This is a genomic window from Sinomicrobium weinanense (genome assembly GCF_018863395.1).
In the GTDB taxonomy this organism is placed as follows: Bacteria; Bacteroidota; Bacteroidia; order Flavobacteriales; family Flavobacteriaceae; genus Sinomicrobium; species Sinomicrobium weinanense.
Window position 1 is genome coordinate 15,410 of sequence record NZ_JAHKRR010000007.1, and the last position, 19,479, is coordinate 34,888.

12 protein-coding genes are annotated in these 19,479 nt (G+C 47.5%); 10 read left to right on the forward strand and 2 right to left on the reverse strand.

The genetic code is table 11. The features are described from left to right. Nucleotides 1-9 precede the first annotated feature (9 nt). Both KN811_RS16935 and KN811_RS16940 read right to left on the reverse strand, forming a co-directional pair. Nucleotides 10-1,359: an MFS transporter gene (locus tag KN811_RS16935; protein ID WP_187967523.1), complete on the reverse strand. Its 1,350-nt coding sequence runs from the start codon at nt 1,357-1,359 to the stop codon at nt 10-12. Between the two features lie 360 nt (nt 1,360-1,719). After that, complete coding sequence (locus KN811_RS16940; RefSeq protein ID WP_187967524.1) at nt 1,720-2,745, reverse strand: LacI family DNA-binding transcriptional regulator; 1,026 nt, start codon at nt 2,743-2,745, stop codon at nt 1,720-1,722. Nucleotides 2,746-3,144: 399 nt separating this feature from the next. Here KN811_RS16940 and KN811_RS16945 point away from each other — a divergent pair, with 399 nt between their 5' ends. The 10 genes from KN811_RS16945 (at nt 3,145) to tig (ending at nt 19,411) form a co-directional block, all read left to right on the forward strand. Further along, nucleotides 3,145-6,090, forward strand: coding sequence for a SusC/RagA family TonB-linked outer membrane protein (locus tag KN811_RS16945; protein ID WP_187967525.1), 2,946 nt, complete (start codon nt 3,145-3,147; stop codon nt 6,088-6,090). A 22-nt stretch (nt 6,091-6,112) separates the two neighbouring features. Continuing rightward, entirely contained in the window at nt 6,113-7,687 is a 1,575-nt protein-coding gene (locus KN811_RS16950; protein ID WP_187967526.1) for a RagB/SusD family nutrient uptake outer membrane protein, read from the forward strand. Between the two features lie 97 nt (nt 7,688-7,784). Then, nucleotides 7,785-8,846, forward strand: coding sequence for a SusE domain-containing protein (locus tag KN811_RS16955; protein ID WP_187967527.1), 1,062 nt, complete (start codon nt 7,785-7,787; stop codon nt 8,844-8,846). 129 nt (nt 8,847-8,975) lie between these two features. After that, nucleotides 8,976-10,409 carry an alpha-amylase gene (locus KN811_RS16960; protein ID WP_187967528.1) on the forward strand — a complete coding sequence of 478 codons (1,434 nt, stop codon included), beginning with the start codon at nt 8,976-8,978 and terminating at the stop codon, nt 10,407-10,409. Between the two features lie 339 nt (nt 10,410-10,748). Next, entirely contained in the window at nt 10,749-13,832 is a 3,084-nt protein-coding gene (locus KN811_RS16965; protein ID WP_216334910.1) for a SusC/RagA family TonB-linked outer membrane protein, read from the forward strand. A 10-nt stretch (nt 13,833-13,842) separates the two neighbouring features. Then, entirely contained in the window at nt 13,843-15,426 is a 1,584-nt protein-coding gene (locus tag KN811_RS16970; protein ID WP_187964179.1) for a RagB/SusD family nutrient uptake outer membrane protein, read from the forward strand. A gap of 225 nt (nt 15,427-15,651) precedes the next feature. Next, nucleotides 15,652-16,005 carry a phage holin family protein gene (locus KN811_RS16975; RefSeq protein WP_187964178.1) on the forward strand — a complete coding sequence of 118 codons (354 nt, stop codon included), beginning with the start codon at nt 15,652-15,654 and terminating at the stop codon, nt 16,003-16,005. Nucleotides 16,006-16,055: 50 nt separating this feature from the next. Next, on the forward strand, nt 16,056-16,667 hold the full coding sequence (locus KN811_RS16980; protein ID WP_187964177.1) for a Crp/Fnr family transcriptional regulator: 612 nt from the start codon (nt 16,056-16,058) through the stop codon (nt 16,665-16,667). Nucleotides 16,668-16,826: 159 nt separating this feature from the next. Beyond that, entirely contained in the window at nt 16,827-17,945 is a 1,119-nt protein-coding gene (locus KN811_RS16985; RefSeq protein WP_187964176.1) for an oxidoreductase, read from the forward strand. Between the two features lie 143 nt (nt 17,946-18,088). Continuing rightward, entirely contained in the window at nt 18,089-19,411 is a 1,323-nt protein-coding gene (gene tig, locus KN811_RS16990; protein WP_187964175.1) for a trigger factor, read from the forward strand. Nucleotides 19,412-19,479: the final 68 nt, after the last annotated feature.

Genomic DNA, 19,479 nt, shown 5'->3' on the forward strand with positions numbered 1-19,479 from the left:
GTTAATGGGTTATTGAGTTTTTCGGTCATTTGCTTCGTCTACGTCGTCCACACGGGAAACAAGTGCAGCGGCCAGTAAAAAGGAGATGCCGCTCACCACAATGGCGTAGATGGCATTACCCCCGTAGAGGTATTTTACCATAGGTCCGCCGATAAGAGCATTGATGATCTGTGGGATAACGATAAAGAAATTGAATATCCCCATATAGACTCCCATCTTCCTGGCGGGAATGGACCCGGCCAGGATGGCATAGGGCATGGCAAGGATACTGGCCCAGGCAATGCCCACGGCTAGCATGGAAGCGATAAGCCAGTATTCGTTGGGAGCGAAGTAGACAGAGATCAACCCTATTCCACCTATGACCAGTGAAATGGTATGAGTGGATTTTCTTCCTATCTTTTTGGCCATGACCGGCAGGAAAAAGGCAAATACGGCAGAGACCGCATTGTAGACGCCAAACAGTACACCTACCCAATCCCCGGCAGTCTGATATGCCCTGCTGTGCGAATCATCGAGAGGTAGCCCGTAAATATGATGAGCAATAGCGGGAGTGGAAAACACCCACATGCCGAACAGTCCGAACCAGGAAAAGAACTGTACCCAGCTGAGCTGTCTCATGGTCCCGGGCATTTTTACAAAGTCGGAAAAGATATTTAGCAATCCTGCCTTTTCTTCTGTTTCTTCCGGCTCTTCAGGCTCCATCTTTGCGAGTTCTTCCGGGCTGTACTCCTTCGTAGTGAGCACTGTAAGAAGGATACTCGCCACGAGTATCAGTGCCCCGATAATAAAAGAAAACAGCAAATTGAGCGGAACTTTACCGGCTACTGCCTCATTGGAGATCCCTATCCAGTTGGTAAGGACATAAGGCAGCCAGGAGCCGACTACGGCACCGATACCTATCAATACGGTTTGTATACTAAAGCCGAGGGTACGTTGGTCGGAAGGCAAATTATCTGCTACCAGGGCACGGAAGGGCTCCATGGCTACATTAATGGAAGCATCCATGATCATCAGCATTCCCGCCCCTACCCATAAGGCAGGGAGAAAAGCGACAAATATGTCTGCCCGGGGCAGCAGTACCAGACCTATGGAAGCCAGGATAGCCCCGGTTAAAAAGAATGGCCGCCTTCGCCCCAGCCGGGTCCAGGTCCTGTCGCTGTAATGACCAATGACAGGCTGAACAATAAGCCCGGTCAATGGTGCTACCAACCAAAACCAGGACAACTGGTGTACGTCTGCTCCGAAAATCTGTAAAATCCTGCTGGCATTGGCATTCTGGAGGGCAAAACCCATCTGTATTCCCAGAAAACCGAAACTCATGTTCCAGATCTCCAGGAAACTCAGTTTACGCTTTTTCATTATCGTAATTTATATTAATACTACGATAAGCGCTGTGAACTTGTTTAGGCTTTCCCGAATTGGCTGTAAAGTGATCTTTCAGTTCCAGACCTTGTCTTTTTATTGTCCCGTAGCCCTGCTATGCAACGCAAAAAAGACAAGGTCTGGAACTAAAATCTCTATTTTTCGCTTCAATTAAAAAAGCCTAAGCAAGTTCATGACCTATCAAGACTTGTTTATTGGGTTGAGAAGTAAAATCACAAGCCTTGACGGGTGTAAATATAAAATATTTTTCTCTGGTAAGTGGTTAATTTACAAGTTTTTTCTACTACAACGTTGTAGTCCCTCGGCTTCACTGGGAAACCGGTACAGCAGAAATCATTAGTTACTTTTGGTACTCTCTCTTTCCGTAATAGAAGTCCTGATGACTTCTGTTACATACGATTCATCATCTACCTCATCGCTTTCCAGTCTTTGTATCAACATCTTTGCAGCCATCTCTCCCATTTCCGGTCCGTGCTGGGCCACGGTGGTGAGGGCCGGAAAGGCGTATTTGGATAAAATTCCATCTGTAAAGCCCATAAACGATATATCTTCCGGTATTTTGTATCCCCGTTTCTGTGCTTCCTTCATGGCGGTGACAGCAAACAGTTCGTTTACGGCAAAGACCCCGTCGAACCCGGCACGGTCAAAAAGTTCCGCAATTTGTTTTTCGCAATTGTCAATGTCCTCTATCTTAAGGATGAGGGATTCGTCCACTTTTCCCCCGGATTCTTCCAGGGCCCGGACATAGCCTTCGGTACGCAGTTTTCCCACACTCACATAGTCTACCGTACTCAGGAGGGCTATTCGTTTACAGCCGGTTTTCATCATGTATTTTACGGCTTTTGAGGCTCCGTCCACATCGTCTATCACCACTTTATCACAAGGGATCTCCTCTGCAATACGGTCGAACATCACCAGGGGCATTCCCTGATTGATGGCTTCCTGCAGATGATGGAAGTCTTTTTTGGCCTGTGTTTCCTTCGACAGTGAAAGGATAAAACCGTCAATGCTTCCGTTGGCCAGGGTTTCCATGTTGATCACTTCTTTGTCAAACGATTCGTCAGACAGGCATACGATCACATTGTACCCGGCCTTATTCGCCTCCCGTTCTATACCACTGATCACCGTGGTAAAAAAGTGGTGCACGATCTCCGGAATGATAACACCAATATTCTTTGTTTTCCGGTTCTTCAGGCTAATGGCAATGTTATTGGGCCTGTAATTCAACAATTTGGCGAACGCCTGTACTTTTTGCCGGGTATCCAGGCTTATTTCTTTGCTGTCGCGCAATGCCTTGGACACTGTTGAAACAGATACATCGAGCTCCCGGGCTATTTGTTTTATGGTGACTTTCTTTTTCATGATCCCTACAAAGATACCCCTTCTTTTCTAATGGTCTGAACTACCCTTAAAAAACTAAAAATAAGCACGGGTAAACAGCACTTTCCCTTTTGATTGTTTCTCCTTTTACACAACCTGTTTTTATCAATACGGCAATTCGTTTCATTTATAATTCACAATTCAACAATTTCACCCTGCAAAAGCTAAAAAATTACGCGGTTTTCAAAAAGTTTTTCACACGAAAACGTTGTAATGACCACCTCCCGGTTTACTTAACATAAAATTTACATAGTTTTAGCTCCGAGAAGTAAAATTACAAGCCTGATTTTTAATCAAATCAACAAAAAAATTGCATGAAAAATACGCAAAATGTATTGAACTCATTTCATGTATGTTTTTAAAATCAAATCAATCTACAGCATGAAAAAATTCCATATTTACACTTTGCTGTCGTTGTTTTTATGTGTTCCCCTGGGAACATATGCGCAGACGACGGTAAACGGTACGGTAACTGAGGCGGGCACCTCCACCCCATTGCCGGGAGTAAATGTCGTTGTCAAGGGCACAACTACGGGGGCTACTACCGATTTTGACGGTAACTATACAATCGAAGCCAATACGGATGATGTCCTTGTTTTTTCCTATATCGGATTTAAAACGGTTGAAGTGACCGCAACCGGCACTACACTGAACGTATCCATGGAAGAGGATACCCAGAAACTGGAGGAAGTGGTCCTCATAGGGTATGGTCAGGTGAAAAAGAAAGATGCCACAGGGTCGGTAACCACGGTAAAAAGTGAAGATTTTAACAACGGTATGGTCGTATCTCCCGACCAGTTGATCTCTGGAAAGACAGCCGGAGTGCAGATCACTTCCAGCGGAGGAGAACCCGGGGCCGGCGCCAATATCCGCATCCGGGGCGGAGCTTCACTCAACGCCAACAACGACCCCCTGATCGTTATCGACGGGGTTCCGGTTGACAAGGAAGGCATCGCCGGGCTAAGTAACCCGCTGAACATTGTAAACCCCAACGACATCGAAAGTTTTACGGTACTGAAAGACGCTTCTGCAGCGGCCATTTACGGGTCCAGGGCATCCAACGGGGTGATCATCATTACCACCAAGAAGGGCAGCAGCGGCGAATTGCAGTTCAATTACAACGCCAAGACTTCCGTGAGCACCGTTACCCAAACAGTAGACGCCTTTTCTGCCGGGGCCTTCCGCGAACTCGTACAAACCCATGGCAATGAGGCCCAACAGGCCCTGCTGAGGGGAAGCAATACCAACTGGCAGGATATCATCTTCAGGGATGCCATCAGCTTTGACCAGAATTTCAGCGTAAAAGGGCAGTTGTTCGGAAACACGCCTTTCCGGGCTTCTGTGGGATACACGGAACAGGACGGGATACTCCAGACCTCCTCACTCGAAAGGTGGACGGGATCATTCGGTGTTACCCCCAGATTCTTTGACAACCACCTCAAAGTGGATATCAATGTAAAAGGCATACTGAACGACAGCCGTTTTGCCGACACCGGGGCCGTCGGTAGTGCCATACTGATGAACCCTACCAATCCGGTGTATGATAACAGCATGCCCTTTGGCGGGTATTACGAAGAATTTACCAACGGAAATGTGGAAACCCTCGCCCCGAGAAATCCCCTGGCCCTTTTAAAACAAAGGAACAACACGGGGGATGTAAAACGGAGCGTCGGGAACATCGAACTCGACTACAAATTCCATTTCCTTCCCGAGCTTCGGGCCAACCTAAACCTGGGGTATGATGTCTCCAAAGGGGAAAGGAACGATAACATATCTGAAAGCTCTGCAAACTACTACAGGAACGGAAAAGGTTACGGCCATCTGGAAACCGAATTCCAGACCAAGAGGAACCTGTTGATGGACTTTTACCTCAACTATACCAAATCGTTTGAGGACCGTTTTATTTCCAACCTCGATATCACGGCGGGGCATTCTTACCAGTCCTTTGTAAACGACGGGTACAAGAACAATTACGACTATATCAACGACCAGGTGATCATTACCCGCTACTACAATCCCGTGGTCATCGCCTCTTTCTTCGGAAGGGCCAATATTTCCATCAGGGACAAATATTTGCTGACCGCCACCCTCAGAAGGGACGGTTCTTCCAGGTTCGACCCGGATGCGAGATGGGGCAACTTCCCTTCGGCCGCTTTCGCCTGGAATATTTATGACGAACCCTGGTTGCAGGATTCCAAAACCCTGAGCAACCTGAAACTCCGCCTGGGCTGGGGTATTACCGGGCAGCAGGATCTCCCCGGCAGGTATTTCCCCTACCTGTCCGTATACCTGGCTGGGAACGAGCAGGTACAGTACCCTTTCGGGGACAACTATTACACGACCTATCGCCCCAATCCGTACAGCACCAGCCTCACCTGGGAAGAGACCACCACCTACAACGCCGGACTCGACTACGGTTTCCTGGACAACCGTATCACAGGAGCGATCGATGTGTACTACCGAAAGACCAGGGACCTTCTCAGCGAAGTGTCTACCCCGGCAGGCAGCAACCTGTCCAATGTGTTTGTAGACAATGTAGGGACCATGGAAAACAAGGGGGTAGAGTTTGAAGTAAGTGCCATCCCGGTACAGACCGACAATTTTACCTGGACCCTGGGCGGAAACGTCACCTGGACCCGATCGGAGGTCACCGGGCTCAATGCCGATACCGATTTTATTTCTGTACAGGACCGGAATATCAGCGGGGGGACCGGGCTTTTTAACCAGGTACACGCCGTAGGAGAAACACCGTATAGTTTCTATGTCTATGAACAGGTTTACGATACTGACGGAAAACCGGTGGAAAACGTGTTTGTTGACCAGAACGGTGACGGGGTGATCGACGATAACGACCGTTACATCCACAAATCGGCACTCCCTGATATGTATTATGGCTTTAGCTCACAGTTCCGCTATAAAAACTGGGACCTCAACATGGTATTCAGAGGACAGGCCGGGAACTATGTATACAACAATATCGATTCTAACGTAGGCTTCCGCAACGGGGTGTTTACCAGCTCCACCTTCCTCACCAATATCGTGGACAACTACAACGACACCGGCTTTGTACAAGCCACGGACGAAGTGCGCCTGTCTGACTACTACATTCAGGATGCCTCTTTCCTGAAACTGGACAATATTACCCTGGGATATAATGCCGGAAATTTTCTGGGGAACAGCCTCTCTGCACGTATTTACGGTTCTGTACAGAATGTGTTTACCCTTACCGGGTATGACGGCCTGGACCCTGAAGTACAGAACGGAAATGACTACAACATCTATCCGCGTCCGAGGACTTTCCTCCTGGGGCTGAGCCTGGATTTCTAAATAAACCCTAAAGACATTCGACATGCAAAAAATAAAGTTCAAAAACATATATGCCGGAGTACTGGGGCTTTTTACAGTCCTGCTAAACTCCTGTACAGGCGACCTGGACACCGATCCCCGGGTGGAACAGACTGTCGACAATATCCTCGAAAACGATCCGGAAGCCTATAAGGGCATGCTGGCCAAAATATACAGCGCCTTTATCCTCACCGGACAGGAAACCTCAGACAAGACCGATGTGGTGGCCCCCGATGCCGGAGCCTCTTCCTATATCAGGAACTACTGGAACTTCCAGGAACTGACCACCGACGAGGCCCTGAACCGTTGGGGCGACGGCGGACTGGACGCCCTCAACCACCTCGACTGGACCGCGGGCAATAACTTTGTACGGATACTCTATGACCGCATTTACCTGGAAGTGGCCATGGCCAATAACTTTCTCCGGGAGACCGAAGGTGCCGAAAATACGGAAATAGAAGATTTCAGGAACGAGGCCCGTTTTTTAAGGGCCCTCGCCTACTGGCATGCCATCGATATGTTTGGCAATGTTCCTTTCGTCACCGAAAACGACCCCGTAGGTAATTTTGAGCCGCCCAGGTATACCCGGGAAGAGCTGTTCAACTATGTAGAAAACGAACTCCTGGAGATCGCCCCGTTGATGAAAGCGCCGCGGTCTAACGAATACGCCCGTGCCGACCGGGTAGCGGCCTGGATGCTCCTGGCCAAGCTCTACCTCAATGCCGAAGTGTATACCGGGGAAGCCAAATATTCGGAGGCCCTGACCTATCTGGGCAAGATCATCAACGAAGGCGGATATACGCTCGAACCCAATTACCAGGACCTTTTCCTGGCCGACAATGACCATTCGGCCGAGATTATCCTCCCCCTGGCTTCTGACGGACTTTACAGCCGGTCCTACGGCGGCACTACCTATATCATCCACGCCGGGATCAGCAACTCTACGATGGACCCTGCCGAATTCGGCGTCAACGGGGGTTGGGAAGGCAACCGCACCACTTCTGCCTTTGCAGACCTTTTTGACGACCCCGATACCGAAGCAGACGGGCGCGCTCTTTTCCACACCGAAGGGCACATCAGGGAAAACACGGACTATACGGCGTTTAACAACGGCTATGCCATTGCCAAGTACAGGAACATCACCTCCACTGGAGAGATGGGTTCCGATATCAGCGGTGAATTTGTAGATACCGATTATCCCATGTTCCGCCTGGCAGACGCTTACCTGATGTATGCCGAAGCTGTGGTCCGCGGAGGTAGCAATGGCGATATAACTACGGCTACAAATCTCGTAAACCAATTGAGGGAACGCGCCTACGGCAATACTTCCGGAAATATTACCTCTTCACAACTAACACTGGATTTTATCCTGGATGAAAGAGGGAGGGAACTCTACTGGGAGGGGCACCGCAGAACGGACCTTATCCGCTTCGGGAAGTTTACCGGCACCGATTACCTGTGGCCCTGGAAAGGTGGCAGCCTCAGCGGTTCGGGCGTAGAATCGTTCCGTACGCTCCTGCCCATACCGCTCACAGATCTGAGTGCCAACAGCAACCTGGTCCAAAACCCGGGATACTAACGGATGTTCGGGTATACGGGTGTTCGAGTTTACTTAATTCAACCATATACTCGTGTACCTGAACACCAAAAAACACTAACCTGAAAACCCATTAATAATGAGAACAACAAGTTTTATAACCGCCCTGGCCTTTTCCGCAGGATTGTTCTGGGCGTGTTCCGGGGATGACGACGGCCCGGTCATTACAGCCAGCGACAAACCTGTTATCACAGCACCGACTTCGGGGAGCAGTTATATCCTTATGGAAGAGAACGCTGACCAACAGGCCGACCGTTTTGTGTGGAACAAGGCTAATTTCAACGTACCTACACAGATCAATTATAGCCTGCAGGCCGACTTCCCGGGAAATGACTTCCAGTCCCCGGCCATATTGGGTGAAACTACGGCCACGCAACTTGCCGTTAGTGTAGAGCACCTCAACAACACGGCCACTACACTGGGATTAACACCCGATGAAGCCACTGCAATAGAAGTCAGGGTAGTGGCATCGGTAAGCGATGATTTCGACAAGCTGATCTCAGAAGCCATCAACATCAGTATTGTCCCTTACAGCACCGAAGCGCCCGGGCCTTCCTATCTCTGGGTCCCTGGCAGCTACCAGGCTGCAGGCGGGTATGGCAGTGACTGGAGCCCGGCCGAAGCACCGCAGCTCAAATCTTCAGCCACTTCGGCTTCGGAGTTTGAAGGCTATGTCTATTTTGCCGGTGATGCCGAATACAAATTTACGGCAGCCCCCGAATGGGGCAACGGCGAATACGGGGACGGAGGTTCCGGTACCCTGCTGCTCAATGACGGAGCCAACCTGTCTGTTTCGGCCGGATACTACAGGATACAGGTAGATACCGAAGCTCTGACCTATGACCTTCTGGATACCAGTTGGGGAGTTATCGGTGATGCCACCCCGGGTGGCTGGGATGCCGACACGGATATGGCCTATAATGCCGAAAGCAAGACCTGGACCATTACTATGGACCTCCAAGCGGGTGAGATCAAGTTCCGGGCTAACGACAGCTGGGACCTGAACCTCGGTGATGACGGTGCCGACGGTTCACTCGAAGAAGGTTCGGCAAATATTGCCATAGCTGAGGCAGGCAATTACACCATAGTGCTCGACCTGAGCAATCCGAGGGAATATAACTATGCGGTGAGTGCAAACTAACCGGCAGGTCGCAGATCTCTCTGCCTGATAAAACAGAATGCGGGAAATACCTTTATCCTATCCCCGCAATAACAACAGGCTTCCTGCATTCTGTATCTTTTCCTTTCCATACCAAAAAAACAGCTTATTATGAAAACACCACGCCTATCTTTAACCACCATTATATTTACATTCTTTTTAATTACAATCCTCTCAGGCTGTAACAACGGCGACAGCGACAATTATACCGTAGCCCCACCCGAACCCCTGCCCGGAAAGGCGGACCTTTCTCAATACGACAACGGTAAAAGGGTTATGATGCAGGCCTTCTACTGGGATGTGGAGCCCCGGTTCGAATGGTGGGAAATCCTCTCCCGAAAAATAGAAGACTGGGCCGCGTCGGGTATAGACCGGATATGGCTTCCTGTAGCGACCAAGGGACAATCCGGGGAGTTTTCCATGGGATACGACCCTTCGGATTACTTCGACTTCGGCGAATTTGACCAGCACAACACCATCCCCACCCGTTTCGGTACCCGTTCAGATCTGGAAGCCCTGATCGGTAAGGCTCACAATAACGGACTGGAGGTCATTGCCGATATCGTGCTCAATCACAATTCGGGGGGCGGGGAAGAATTCAATCCGTACCGGAACAAGAACACCCATACGCTTTTTAACAAGGACCACGGCAATGCTTCCGGAATGTTCAACCGGAATTACGAAGATTTCCACCCGAACAGTATCCACGAACATGATGAGGAAGCCCTTTTCTTCGAAGAACAAGACCTCTGCCACCACCAGTCCCGGGTGCAGGAATGGCTGTGGAAAGGAGAAAATTCCGTGGCCAGGTATTATAAGGACATCATGAAATTCGACGGCTGGCGCTTCGATTACGTCAAAGGATACGGTTCCTGGGTGGTCAAGGCGTGGAACGATGAAGTTGGCGGATTTTCCGTTGGGGAATACTGGGACGGCTCTGCCCCGAAACTCATAGAATGGGTGGAGGCCTCCGGTTCGGCCGCTTTTGATTTTGCCTGTTTCTATAAACTGGATGAAGCCCTGGACCGCAACAATGACCTCACCATACTGGAAGGAGACATGCTCTGGAAAACCCATCCTGATAAGGCGGTGACCTTCGTAGCCAATCACGACACGGAAAAGGACGAAAATCCCGAAAACAATATCAGCACCGCCAATAAAATGCTCGCGTACGCCTATATCCTTACACATAATGGCTATCCGACCATATTTTACAGTGATTATGAGAACGAGACCTATAAATCGAGGCTGAAAGATCTGATACGTATCCATAACACCATGGCTACCGGACCGATAGAGGTGTTGTACAGCAGCCCTGAAGAATACATCATGCGAAGAAACGGAACGAAAGACAATCCCGGGCTTATTCTCTACATGAATATCAGTAGCGGCCACAAACAAAGAACCATTCCTTCGAACTGGAAAGACCAATCCCTAGTAGACTACTCCAATAATACCAGTGCCTGGCTTATGACAGATAGTGAAGGGCAGGTTACCATAGAAGCCCCTGCGCGTAGTTTTTCCATATGGTCCGTTTCCCAATAAGTAACGGCATTCTTTTCAAAAGTAAATGTTAATCTGTTAAGGACATCAACCCTTTATTTTTCCTAAAAAATAACACATAAACAGTCCCCAGGTTAATTATTAACGAAAAAATCAATATATTTATATAGATTGATTTTTCGGAATAACGGTATTTGTAAGTATATTTTTTACATATATATTATTTTAACAGCTTTTATAATGCATATACGTCAATTCACTAAAAGTTATCAACACTACAACGTTTTCGTGACACCAGGTCCTGGGATTAATAAAAAATTAATATAATTTTAACTTTAGTTTTGATTTAAACTAACTCAAACACACCAAAAACCACCATTTATGAAAATCGATTTACTTAAAAATCTGGTCTTTGTTTTTTCCATATTATCATATGGTGCTATACAGGCCCAGATCACGGTTTCCGGAACGGTTTCCGATGATATGGGGCCGCTGGCCGGGGCCAACATCCTGGTAAAAGGCACCACTAACGGAACACAGTCAGATTTTGACGGGAATTTTACCCTGGAAGATGTTGCAGAAGATGCTGTTCTGGTATTCAGTTACGTAGGGTTCAAAAGCCAGGAAGTGGCCGTGAACGGAAGATCCACGATCAACGTTACAATGGCCGAAGATGCACAGGCACTTGATGAAGTGGTTATTATCGGATATGGAGAAACCACCCGAAGGGATGCTACCGGTTCTGTAGTCTCCGTGAAAGCAGAAGACTTTAACAAGGGGGTCATTGCTGCTCCCGAAGAACTCATACAAGGTAAAAGCGCCGGGGTACAGATCACTTCTTCCAGCGGTGAGCCCGGTGCTGGGATCAATATCCGTATCCGGGGTACTTCTTCCGTAAGAAGTAACAACAACCCTCTGTTTGTGGTTGATGGTATTCCTCTGGCCGGGGATGACACTTCTTCCGGCAGCGCAGATATCGGCCGGGGTTCTTCATCTTCTAAAAATCCGCTGAATTTCATTAATCCAAACGACATTGCCAGTATAGACGTACTTAAAGACGCCTCGGCAACAGCCATATACGGCTCCAGGGGAGCCAACGGCGTGGTTATCATTACCACTAAAAGCGGAAGGGGTCAGGAGGGCACTCTGGAATATTCCAATACTATGAGTGTTTCCAGTGCTGCAAAGGAATACGACCTGTTGAACAGAGAACAATTTTTACAAGGTATAGACCAGTTCGGGGGCAATGTTGAAGAACAGGACCACGGATCAAGCACCGATTGGCAGGACCAAATCACACGGACATCTTTTTCCCATACCCATAATTTGTCTTATTCCAACGGGTATGACACTGGAAATTACAGGGTTTCACTGAGTTACTCAGACCAGCAGGGGATTATCAAAAACTCCTCTATGGAGCGCCTTAACGGAAGGCTGAACTTTAATCAACGTCTTTTTAAGGACAAACTGAAACTCGGAGCCCAGATCACCATTTCACGGGTAAATGACGAAGCTCCCCTAATAACAAACAATGCAGGGTTTGAAGGAGATTTACTCGGTGCCTCATATATGGCCAATCCTACCTGGCCATCTGACCCGGATTTCCAGTTTTCCAACTCCAACCTGAATCCCCTGTCCATGTTAAAATACTACCAGGACAAAACAAAAACGAACAGAAGTCTTATAAACCTGTCCGCCGAATACGATTTTACGAACGAATTCAATGTAAAGGTAAACACGGGCTTTGATAACTCTTCTTCCGACAGGGATGGTGTACTTTCACCTGAATTGTTCATGGGGGATGGAGTATTTGGGAACGGACGCGCCTTTATCTCCGAAATCGAAACCAGCAGTCAGCTACTTGAAGTACTCTTTAACTACCGAAAAGAATTTGAAAACTCTAAATTGACAGCCTTGCTGGGGTACTCTTACCAGGAGTTTAACAATGAAGGAAGAAATTATCAGGGCTGGGGTTTTTCGGGCACCAATATGAACGGAATTGTGGACGATCTGAAAGCCACTGACCGGATTGTGAGAAATTCCATTACCGGGGCCTATCAGCAATACGGTTACGGGACAGATGGCGCTTTTGTAAACCGCCTGTTTCCCGAACCTGTTTCCGAAACCATCACTGTAGCCGATACACCGGCAAGAGCGGCGGTTTCTGACTGGTATAATTACACAGACGAACTTCAGTCATTCTTCGGGCGGATAAACTATACCCTCAAAGACCGATACCTGTTTACCGCTACTCTGAGAGCCGACGGTTCTTCCAAATTTGGTGGAAATAACAAATACGGATATTTCCCCTCCGGTGCCTTCGCATGGATACTTTCCGACGAAGAATTTATCCCGGAAGCCTTTTATAATCTGAAATTACGCCTCGGTTATGGTGTTACCGGTAACCAGGAATTACCACACAACCTCTATCAGACACGGCAACGATACGGTGGGCTCGGGGTTAACGACAGCGGAGTGGTGCAATCATCCGGGCTGAACGACTTGGCCTTCGCCAATCCTGACCTCAAATGGGAACAAACCCAGCAATTTAACATAGGTATTGATTTCGGTTTCTGGGACAACCGTTTCAACGGTTCCGTAGACCTCTACCGCAAAAATACCACAGACTTGCTGATGCAAATAACATCTGCCCAACCTGCATCGCAACCCTTTGTATATCGTAACCTTGATGCCGATGTAATCAACAAGGGCTTTGAGATCACCTTGAATTATGGCCTGATAGAAACAGAAGATTTTACATGGGACCTGAGCACTAATTTTTCCTATAACGACAATGTGGTAAAAAACTTTGACGGCATTGTGGATACTGGTGGAATCAACGGACAAGGACTTACAGGAGCTTTTGCCCAAAGAATTGAGGACGGACAACCGCTGTTCTCCTATTTCCTCCGTGAATTTACCGGTTATGACGAAAACGGACTGTCCACCTACGAAGGAGGTGACCTTCAGAAGTTTGTGGGAAAAAGTGCCCTCCCCAAGTACAATCTGGGGATTTCCACCAATTTCAGGTATAAGAGCTGGGATTTATCGGCTTTTTTTTCCGGCCAGTTCGGGCACTATATATATAATAATACCCAAAACGCCTTCTTTACAGCCGGGTCCATAGGAAACGGAAGAAATGTCACTAAAGATGTCCTCGGCAGTGAAGAGTCTGGTGCCAATGCCCCAGATGTATCTACAAGGTTCCTTGAAAAGGGAGATTTTTTAAGGCTGCAGAACATCACATTAGGGCACAATTTCGAATTTGCCGACAAATCCAAAGTATTTAAATCCCTTCGAATATATCTAAATGCGCAAAACCTCGTTGTGATCACCGATTATTCTGGGCTGGATCCAGAGGTAAACACGAATAAAGAGCTCAACGGTGTTCCCTCCCTGGGTATAGATTACACCTCCTATCCGAGGCCGAGAACATTTACATTAGGGTTAAATGCATCATTCTAAAAAACACATCATGAAAAATATAACGAGAAACATTTTCACTATAGGTTTTATCATCCTCGCCTTTTCCTGTACAGACCTTGATGTAGACGAAAAAGACTCTATCGTGATACCGGATACGGACGAAGGTTTTGGAGGTGTGAATCCTGGAGAGGCACTGGGAGCTGCATATATCGATATTCGAAATACATTTAACACCCAGGAAGCCCTATATGCTCTTTCTGAAGTATCTACAGACGAAATGCTTGTACCTACAAGGGGTACCGATTGGGGAGATAACGGGGTATGGCGGGTACTGCACGAACATACCTGGGACCCCACTCACAGAGATGTGTTAAGTGCATGGAACAGGTTAAATTCCAATGTTTTCAGACTTAATCAACTCCTGGCTCCCCAATCACAGGCCAGCACACAACAAGCAGCCGAAGCCAAGTTTTTAAGAGCATTCAGTATGTTCCACGTTATGGACCTCTACGGACAAGTCCCTTTCCGGGAAGCTGACGAAGGAGTGGAAGTAGATCCCAGGGTAATGACAGCAAGTGAGGCCTTTGACTTTATTATAAACGACCTCAACGAGGCCCTTGCCGATCTTCCCTCAACCTCTCCGGGCGCCGGGACTATTAAAGCTTCCAAAGCAGCCGCCAATTTTTTACTGGCTAAGTTATATCTCAATAAACATATATATAAGGGCACCGGAAATCCCGAAGCCGCAGATATGACCATGGTGATCCAGGCTGTTGACGCCATAAAGAATGACGGTTTCGACTTACAGGAAGGGTTCTTTGACCTCTTCAAGAACGATCCGGATAACGAAACGATTTGGTATACTGATGCGGGTGTCGACACTAGAATGTGGAATGGACTTCACTACCACCAGGTTGTTCCCGATAACGACGGCGGCGGATGGAACGGTTTCTCTACCCTGGCCGAGTTTTATAACCTGTTTGAGGGCGATCCCGAAACCAATGTTGCCGGTTCCGGCCAGGAAGAAAGACGGGGATTTGTACCTGACATAGCTTCAGACAACATAGACGACACGAATTATGGCATTGGGTATGGCTTTTTGGTAGGCCAACAATATGGTGTGGCCAAAGACAACAATAATAAAATTATCGTGCCGCTCCAACCCATTGCCCTGAACGACCGCCCGGGCAACCCCCTTGTATTTACAAAAGACTTCCCGGCATTGGTAGGAAATAATGAAAGAACCGGAATAAGGGTATTAAAATACCACCCGGCCAATGGAGCTTTTGCCACGGGAATGATCATCTTCCGGTATGCCGACGCACATCTGATGAAAGCGGAAGCAATTTTAAGAGGAGGTTCTTCCGGAGAAGACGCAACGGCATTGGTAAACGAATTGAGAACCCTGAGGAAAGCCTCTACTCTCTCTTCCGTAGACCTGGAAACCCTACTCGACGAAAGAGGAAGGGAACTCTACAACGAAGGATGGAGAAGAAATGACATGATCCGTTTCGGCGCCTATACAGGACAATGGGAATTTAAAGAGAATACCGAAGAGTTCAGAGTATTGTATCCGATTCCTGCAACTGCCCTGGTATCTAACCCCAACCTGGAGCAAAACCCAGGATATTAACAGCATTTTTTTGAACGATTGTTTGTTCCTCATATCTATTTTGAATTAAAGAGACTGCTTTTCCGGCAGTCTTTTTTTTGCTTATATTCATTACAGGGGTTACTTTACTACTTTTAACTGTAAAAAACGAAAGAATTTACTTATTTTTGTTAGAACAACACATACCGGGCAGTGACAGGCAGGATAGATTTCTACAACTGTTGCCTGTCCAAAACAAAAGAGATCATGAAAACTGTTTTAAAAGTATTGCTCACTGCCTTAGCCGTGGTACTCCTTGCAAGAATACTCCCCGGCGTAAGCGTTGACAGTTACCTCACAGCCATTCTCGTAGCTGTGGTACTGGCCCTGCTGAACCTCATCGTAAAACCCGTGCTCATTATATTTACACTCCCCATTACCATACTTACACTGGGGCTTTTCCTCCTTATTATCAATGCACTGGTTATCCTGATCACGGACAGCCTGATAGGAGGTTTTCAGGTGGCCAATATCTGGTGGGCACTGCTCTTCAGCCTGCTGTTGTCTTTTCTTCAGTCCATACTGCATTCGTTCCTTCGGGAAAACCGGCAGGACGGTTAAAAGACGCTGTCAACCATGTATACAGAATAATAAAAGTACCGTACCGCGCTATGAGTGATATCCCTGCTCTATATCTCGAAAAATTCAGAGAGCACCTTCAAAAGATCATCGCGGTCAATGAAGATGACTTCAGGCTTATCTCCCCGTTTTTTACCCTGAAAACCCTCCGGAAAAAAGAATACCTGCTCCGTCCACCCCAGGTGTCCGGATATGAAAGCTATATCGTAAAAGGGTTGTTTCAAAGTTCCCTTATCGATGACAGTGGCAAGCTACACCTCCTCTATTTTCCACATGAGGATTGGTGGGTCGGGGATTTTAAAAGTTTCAGGACCGACCAGGCCTCATCCATGGAGATCGTAGCCCTGGAAGACGCCGTATTATTGCAGATCACAAAGGCATCGCTGGAAGAGCTGTACCAGAGCCTCCCCGTATTTGAACGGTTTTTCAGGATCTTGAATGAAAATTCCGCCATCGCCCTGCAAAACAGGCTTGTGCAACACTTTTCCAAGGATTCTGAAAAAAAATACCTGGACTTCCTGAAAAAATACCCCACACTGAAAAACAGGCTGACCAACCGGCAGATTGCAGGTTTTCTGGGTGTCACCCCCGAATATTTCAGTCTTATGCGTAAAAGGATACTCCAAAAAGACCGGGATTCCTGAATTCACCCTTATATCCTCATTCCGGATAAACCGAATTTGTGACAGGGCGAATCCTCATCTCGAATATTTTATAACTCCGTTAAATGTCTTAACATACCTTAAGTTTTTCCCGCCTGATGTCCCCTAAGTTTGCATTGTAAAACAAAAAACAAACGAACAATGAAAACTTTTTTTGACGAAACCCACATCAACAAAAACAAAATATCCAACCGTTTTTTTGTAGCTCCCATGTCTCGCGTAAGCGCGGAATTTTCCGGGATACCTACCGAAGAAATGGCGGCTTATTACACGGGCTTTGCCGAAGGCGGCTTCGGGGGGATCATTACCGAAGGGCTTTACACCGACGAACACTATTCCAGGTCATATCCCAATCAGCCAGGCCTGGTCTCTGAAGCTCAGATACGCGCATGGCAACATATCACCGGGGCCATCAAAAAACACAATTCGGTAGTCATTGCCCAGCTAATGCATGCGGGTTCCATTTCCCAGGTACTGGAACGGACCAAAGCACCGTCCCGCATTACACCCCTGGGCAAAAAACTGGCGGCATACGGGGGAGGCGACGGCCCGTTTCCCATCCCGGACGAAATGGATGAAAAAGACGTCCGGAATATGAAGGATGGTTTTATCCGGGCTGCAAAAAATGCAGTAAAAGCAGGGTTTCACGGCATCGAACTACACGCAGCCAACGGATATCTGCTCGATCAGTTCCACACGGATTACCTCAACCTGCGAACGGACAAATACGGCCAGACCGTAGAAAACCGCCTTAGAATAACTACCGAGATCACCGAAGAGATCAGGAACCAGGTCCCTTCCGATTTTATTGTGGGACTTAGAATTTCCGAAGGAAAAGTGAACAATCTGTCCCATCGATGGAAAGGAGGCAGCCAAACCGCCCGGGAAATCCTCAACCAGATCCGGAAAATGCCTGTCGACTACCTTCACATAGCCGCAGAACATTACGGATGGAAAGAAGAGTGCCGTTACGAAGACGGTACTTCCCTTACCGGCCTGGCCAGGGATATCCTGGAATGCCCGGTCATGGCCAACGGCGGCCTGCACGACCTCGACCTTTCCCGGGAATTACTGGAAACCAACCAGGCCGACCTGTTTTCCATAGGCAAATACGCCCTGTCCAATCCCGATTTTGTCCGCAAGGTAAAACACAACATACCGCTCACCCCTTTCCGAAAAGAATTGCTGTACCCCAACCCCTCCCTGTTCACCGACGAAAAACACAGGATGTACCTCGACGAACAGCACCGAATGGTTTAGGTCTGCAATGCCGGGAAATGTCCTTGAAATCAGGTAAAAGAAGCTCTCTAAAATTCAGGCGTTCAAAAAGTTGGTTAAAATTGCAAAATGTCATAATTTTGCACCCTGTTTTACAGGCCATGTTAATTTATTAAAGCGAATAAATGGATATTACAAGAGAGCACATTGATGAGTTGAATGCAATAGTAAAAGTTGCAATTAACAAGGACGATTACAGCGACAAAGTAGCTACGGTCCTCAACGATTACCGCAAGAAGGCAAACATCCCCGGGTTCAGAAAAGGACACGTGCCGCTGGGGCTGGTGAAGAAGCAATATGGAAAAGCGGTTCTGGTAGATGAAGTAAACAAACTTTTACAGGATGCCCTTGATAAGTATCTGACCGAGGAAAAGCTGGACGTGCTCGGCAACCCTCTGCCCAAGGCCCAGGAAGATTTTAACTGGGATGCAGAAGATTTTTCGTTTGAATTTGAACTGGGGCTCGCTCCGGAATTCGAAGTCACCCTCAAAGGAAAGAAAGCGATCACCCAGTACCATATCGTTGCAGACGACAAAATGCTCAACGAACAAGTAGAACGCATCCAGAAACAATACGGAAAACTCGTTTCCAAAGACACTGTGGAAGAAGGCGACGAAATTACCGGGACCTTTACCAGTGAAGAAAAGGAAATAGAGAACAAGGCCACTTTTTCGCTCGACAAGATCAAAGGAAAAAGGAACCTCAATAAATTTACAGATGCCAAAGTCGGCGATGTTCTGGAACTGAAGACCAAAAGTCTCTTCCAGGACGACCACGACCTGATCACTTTCCTGAAAGTGAGCCACGATGAAGCCCACGATCTGGATATCGCCGTAAGTTTTAAAGTAGAGGAAATAAACAAAAGGGAACCCGCGGAACTCAACCAGGAACTCTTCGATAAACTTTTCCCTGACGGAAGTGTAACTTCAGAAGAAGAACTGCGCACCAAGATCAAGGAAGATTCCGAAAAGCAATTCGAACAGCAGGCCGATCAGAAATTGCTGAACGACATTACAGAATACCTGGTGGATAGCACCAAATTTGACCTCCCCGGAGAATTCCTCCAGAAATGGATACAGCAAACCGGCGAAAACCCCCTCACCGAGGACGAAGCCCGGGAAGAATATGAAAAATCGGAAAAAGGCCTCCGTTATCAGCTTATCGAAGGAAAGATCATCCAGGAAAACGAACTGCAGGTAAATTTTGACGAGCTGAAAGACTTTGCCAAGGATTTCATCAAAATACAAATGGCCCAGTTCGGGCAAACCAATCCTTCCGAAGAAGAACTGGACAGTATAGCGGCCAGGATACTTTCTAACCAGGATGAAGTAAAACGTCTCTCCGAACAGCTCATGAGCCAAAAACTGCTCAATCTGTACAAGGAAAAAGCCAACCTCAAGACCAAGGAAGTCACTTACGAAGACTTCGTCAAGGAGGTTTATCAATAGGTAATTCAGTGATCGTATTCGGTAGTCGGTGATCAGTAACAAATGCCGATCACCGACAACGGATTACC

Coding starts and splice junctions, on each gene's coding strand:
- KN811_RS16935 (WP_187967523.1), bottom strand. CDS start 1,359: ATGAAAAAGCGTAAACTGAGTTTCCTGGAGATCTGGAACATGAGTTTC.
- KN811_RS16940 (WP_187967524.1), bottom strand. CDS start 2,745: ATGAAAAAGAAAGTCACCATAAAACAAATAGCCCGGGAGCTCGATGTA.
- KN811_RS16945 (WP_187967525.1), top strand. CDS start 3,145: ATGAAAAAATTCCATATTTACACTTTGCTGTCGTTGTTTTTATGTGTT.
- KN811_RS16950 (WP_187967526.1), top strand. CDS start 6,113: ATGCAAAAAATAAAGTTCAAAAACATATATGCCGGAGTACTGGGGCTT.
- KN811_RS16955 (WP_187967527.1), top strand. CDS start 7,785: ATGAGAACAACAAGTTTTATAACCGCCCTGGCCTTTTCCGCAGGATTG.
- KN811_RS16960 (WP_187967528.1), top strand. CDS start 8,976: ATGAAAACACCACGCCTATCTTTAACCACCATTATATTTACATTCTTT.
- KN811_RS16965 (WP_216334910.1), top strand. CDS start 10,749: ATGAAAATCGATTTACTTAAAAATCTGGTCTTTGTTTTTTCCATATTA.
- KN811_RS16970 (WP_187964179.1), top strand. CDS start 13,843: ATGAAAAATATAACGAGAAACATTTTCACTATAGGTTTTATCATCCTC.
- KN811_RS16975 (WP_187964178.1), top strand. CDS start 15,652: ATGAAAACTGTTTTAAAAGTATTGCTCACTGCCTTAGCCGTGGTACTC.
- KN811_RS16980 (WP_187964177.1), top strand. CDS start 16,056: ATGAGTGATATCCCTGCTCTATATCTCGAAAAATTCAGAGAGCACCTT.
- KN811_RS16985 (WP_187964176.1), top strand. CDS start 16,827: ATGAAAACTTTTTTTGACGAAACCCACATCAACAAAAACAAAATATCC.
- tig (WP_187964175.1), top strand. CDS start 18,089: ATGGATATTACAAGAGAGCACATTGATGAGTTGAATGCAATAGTAAAA.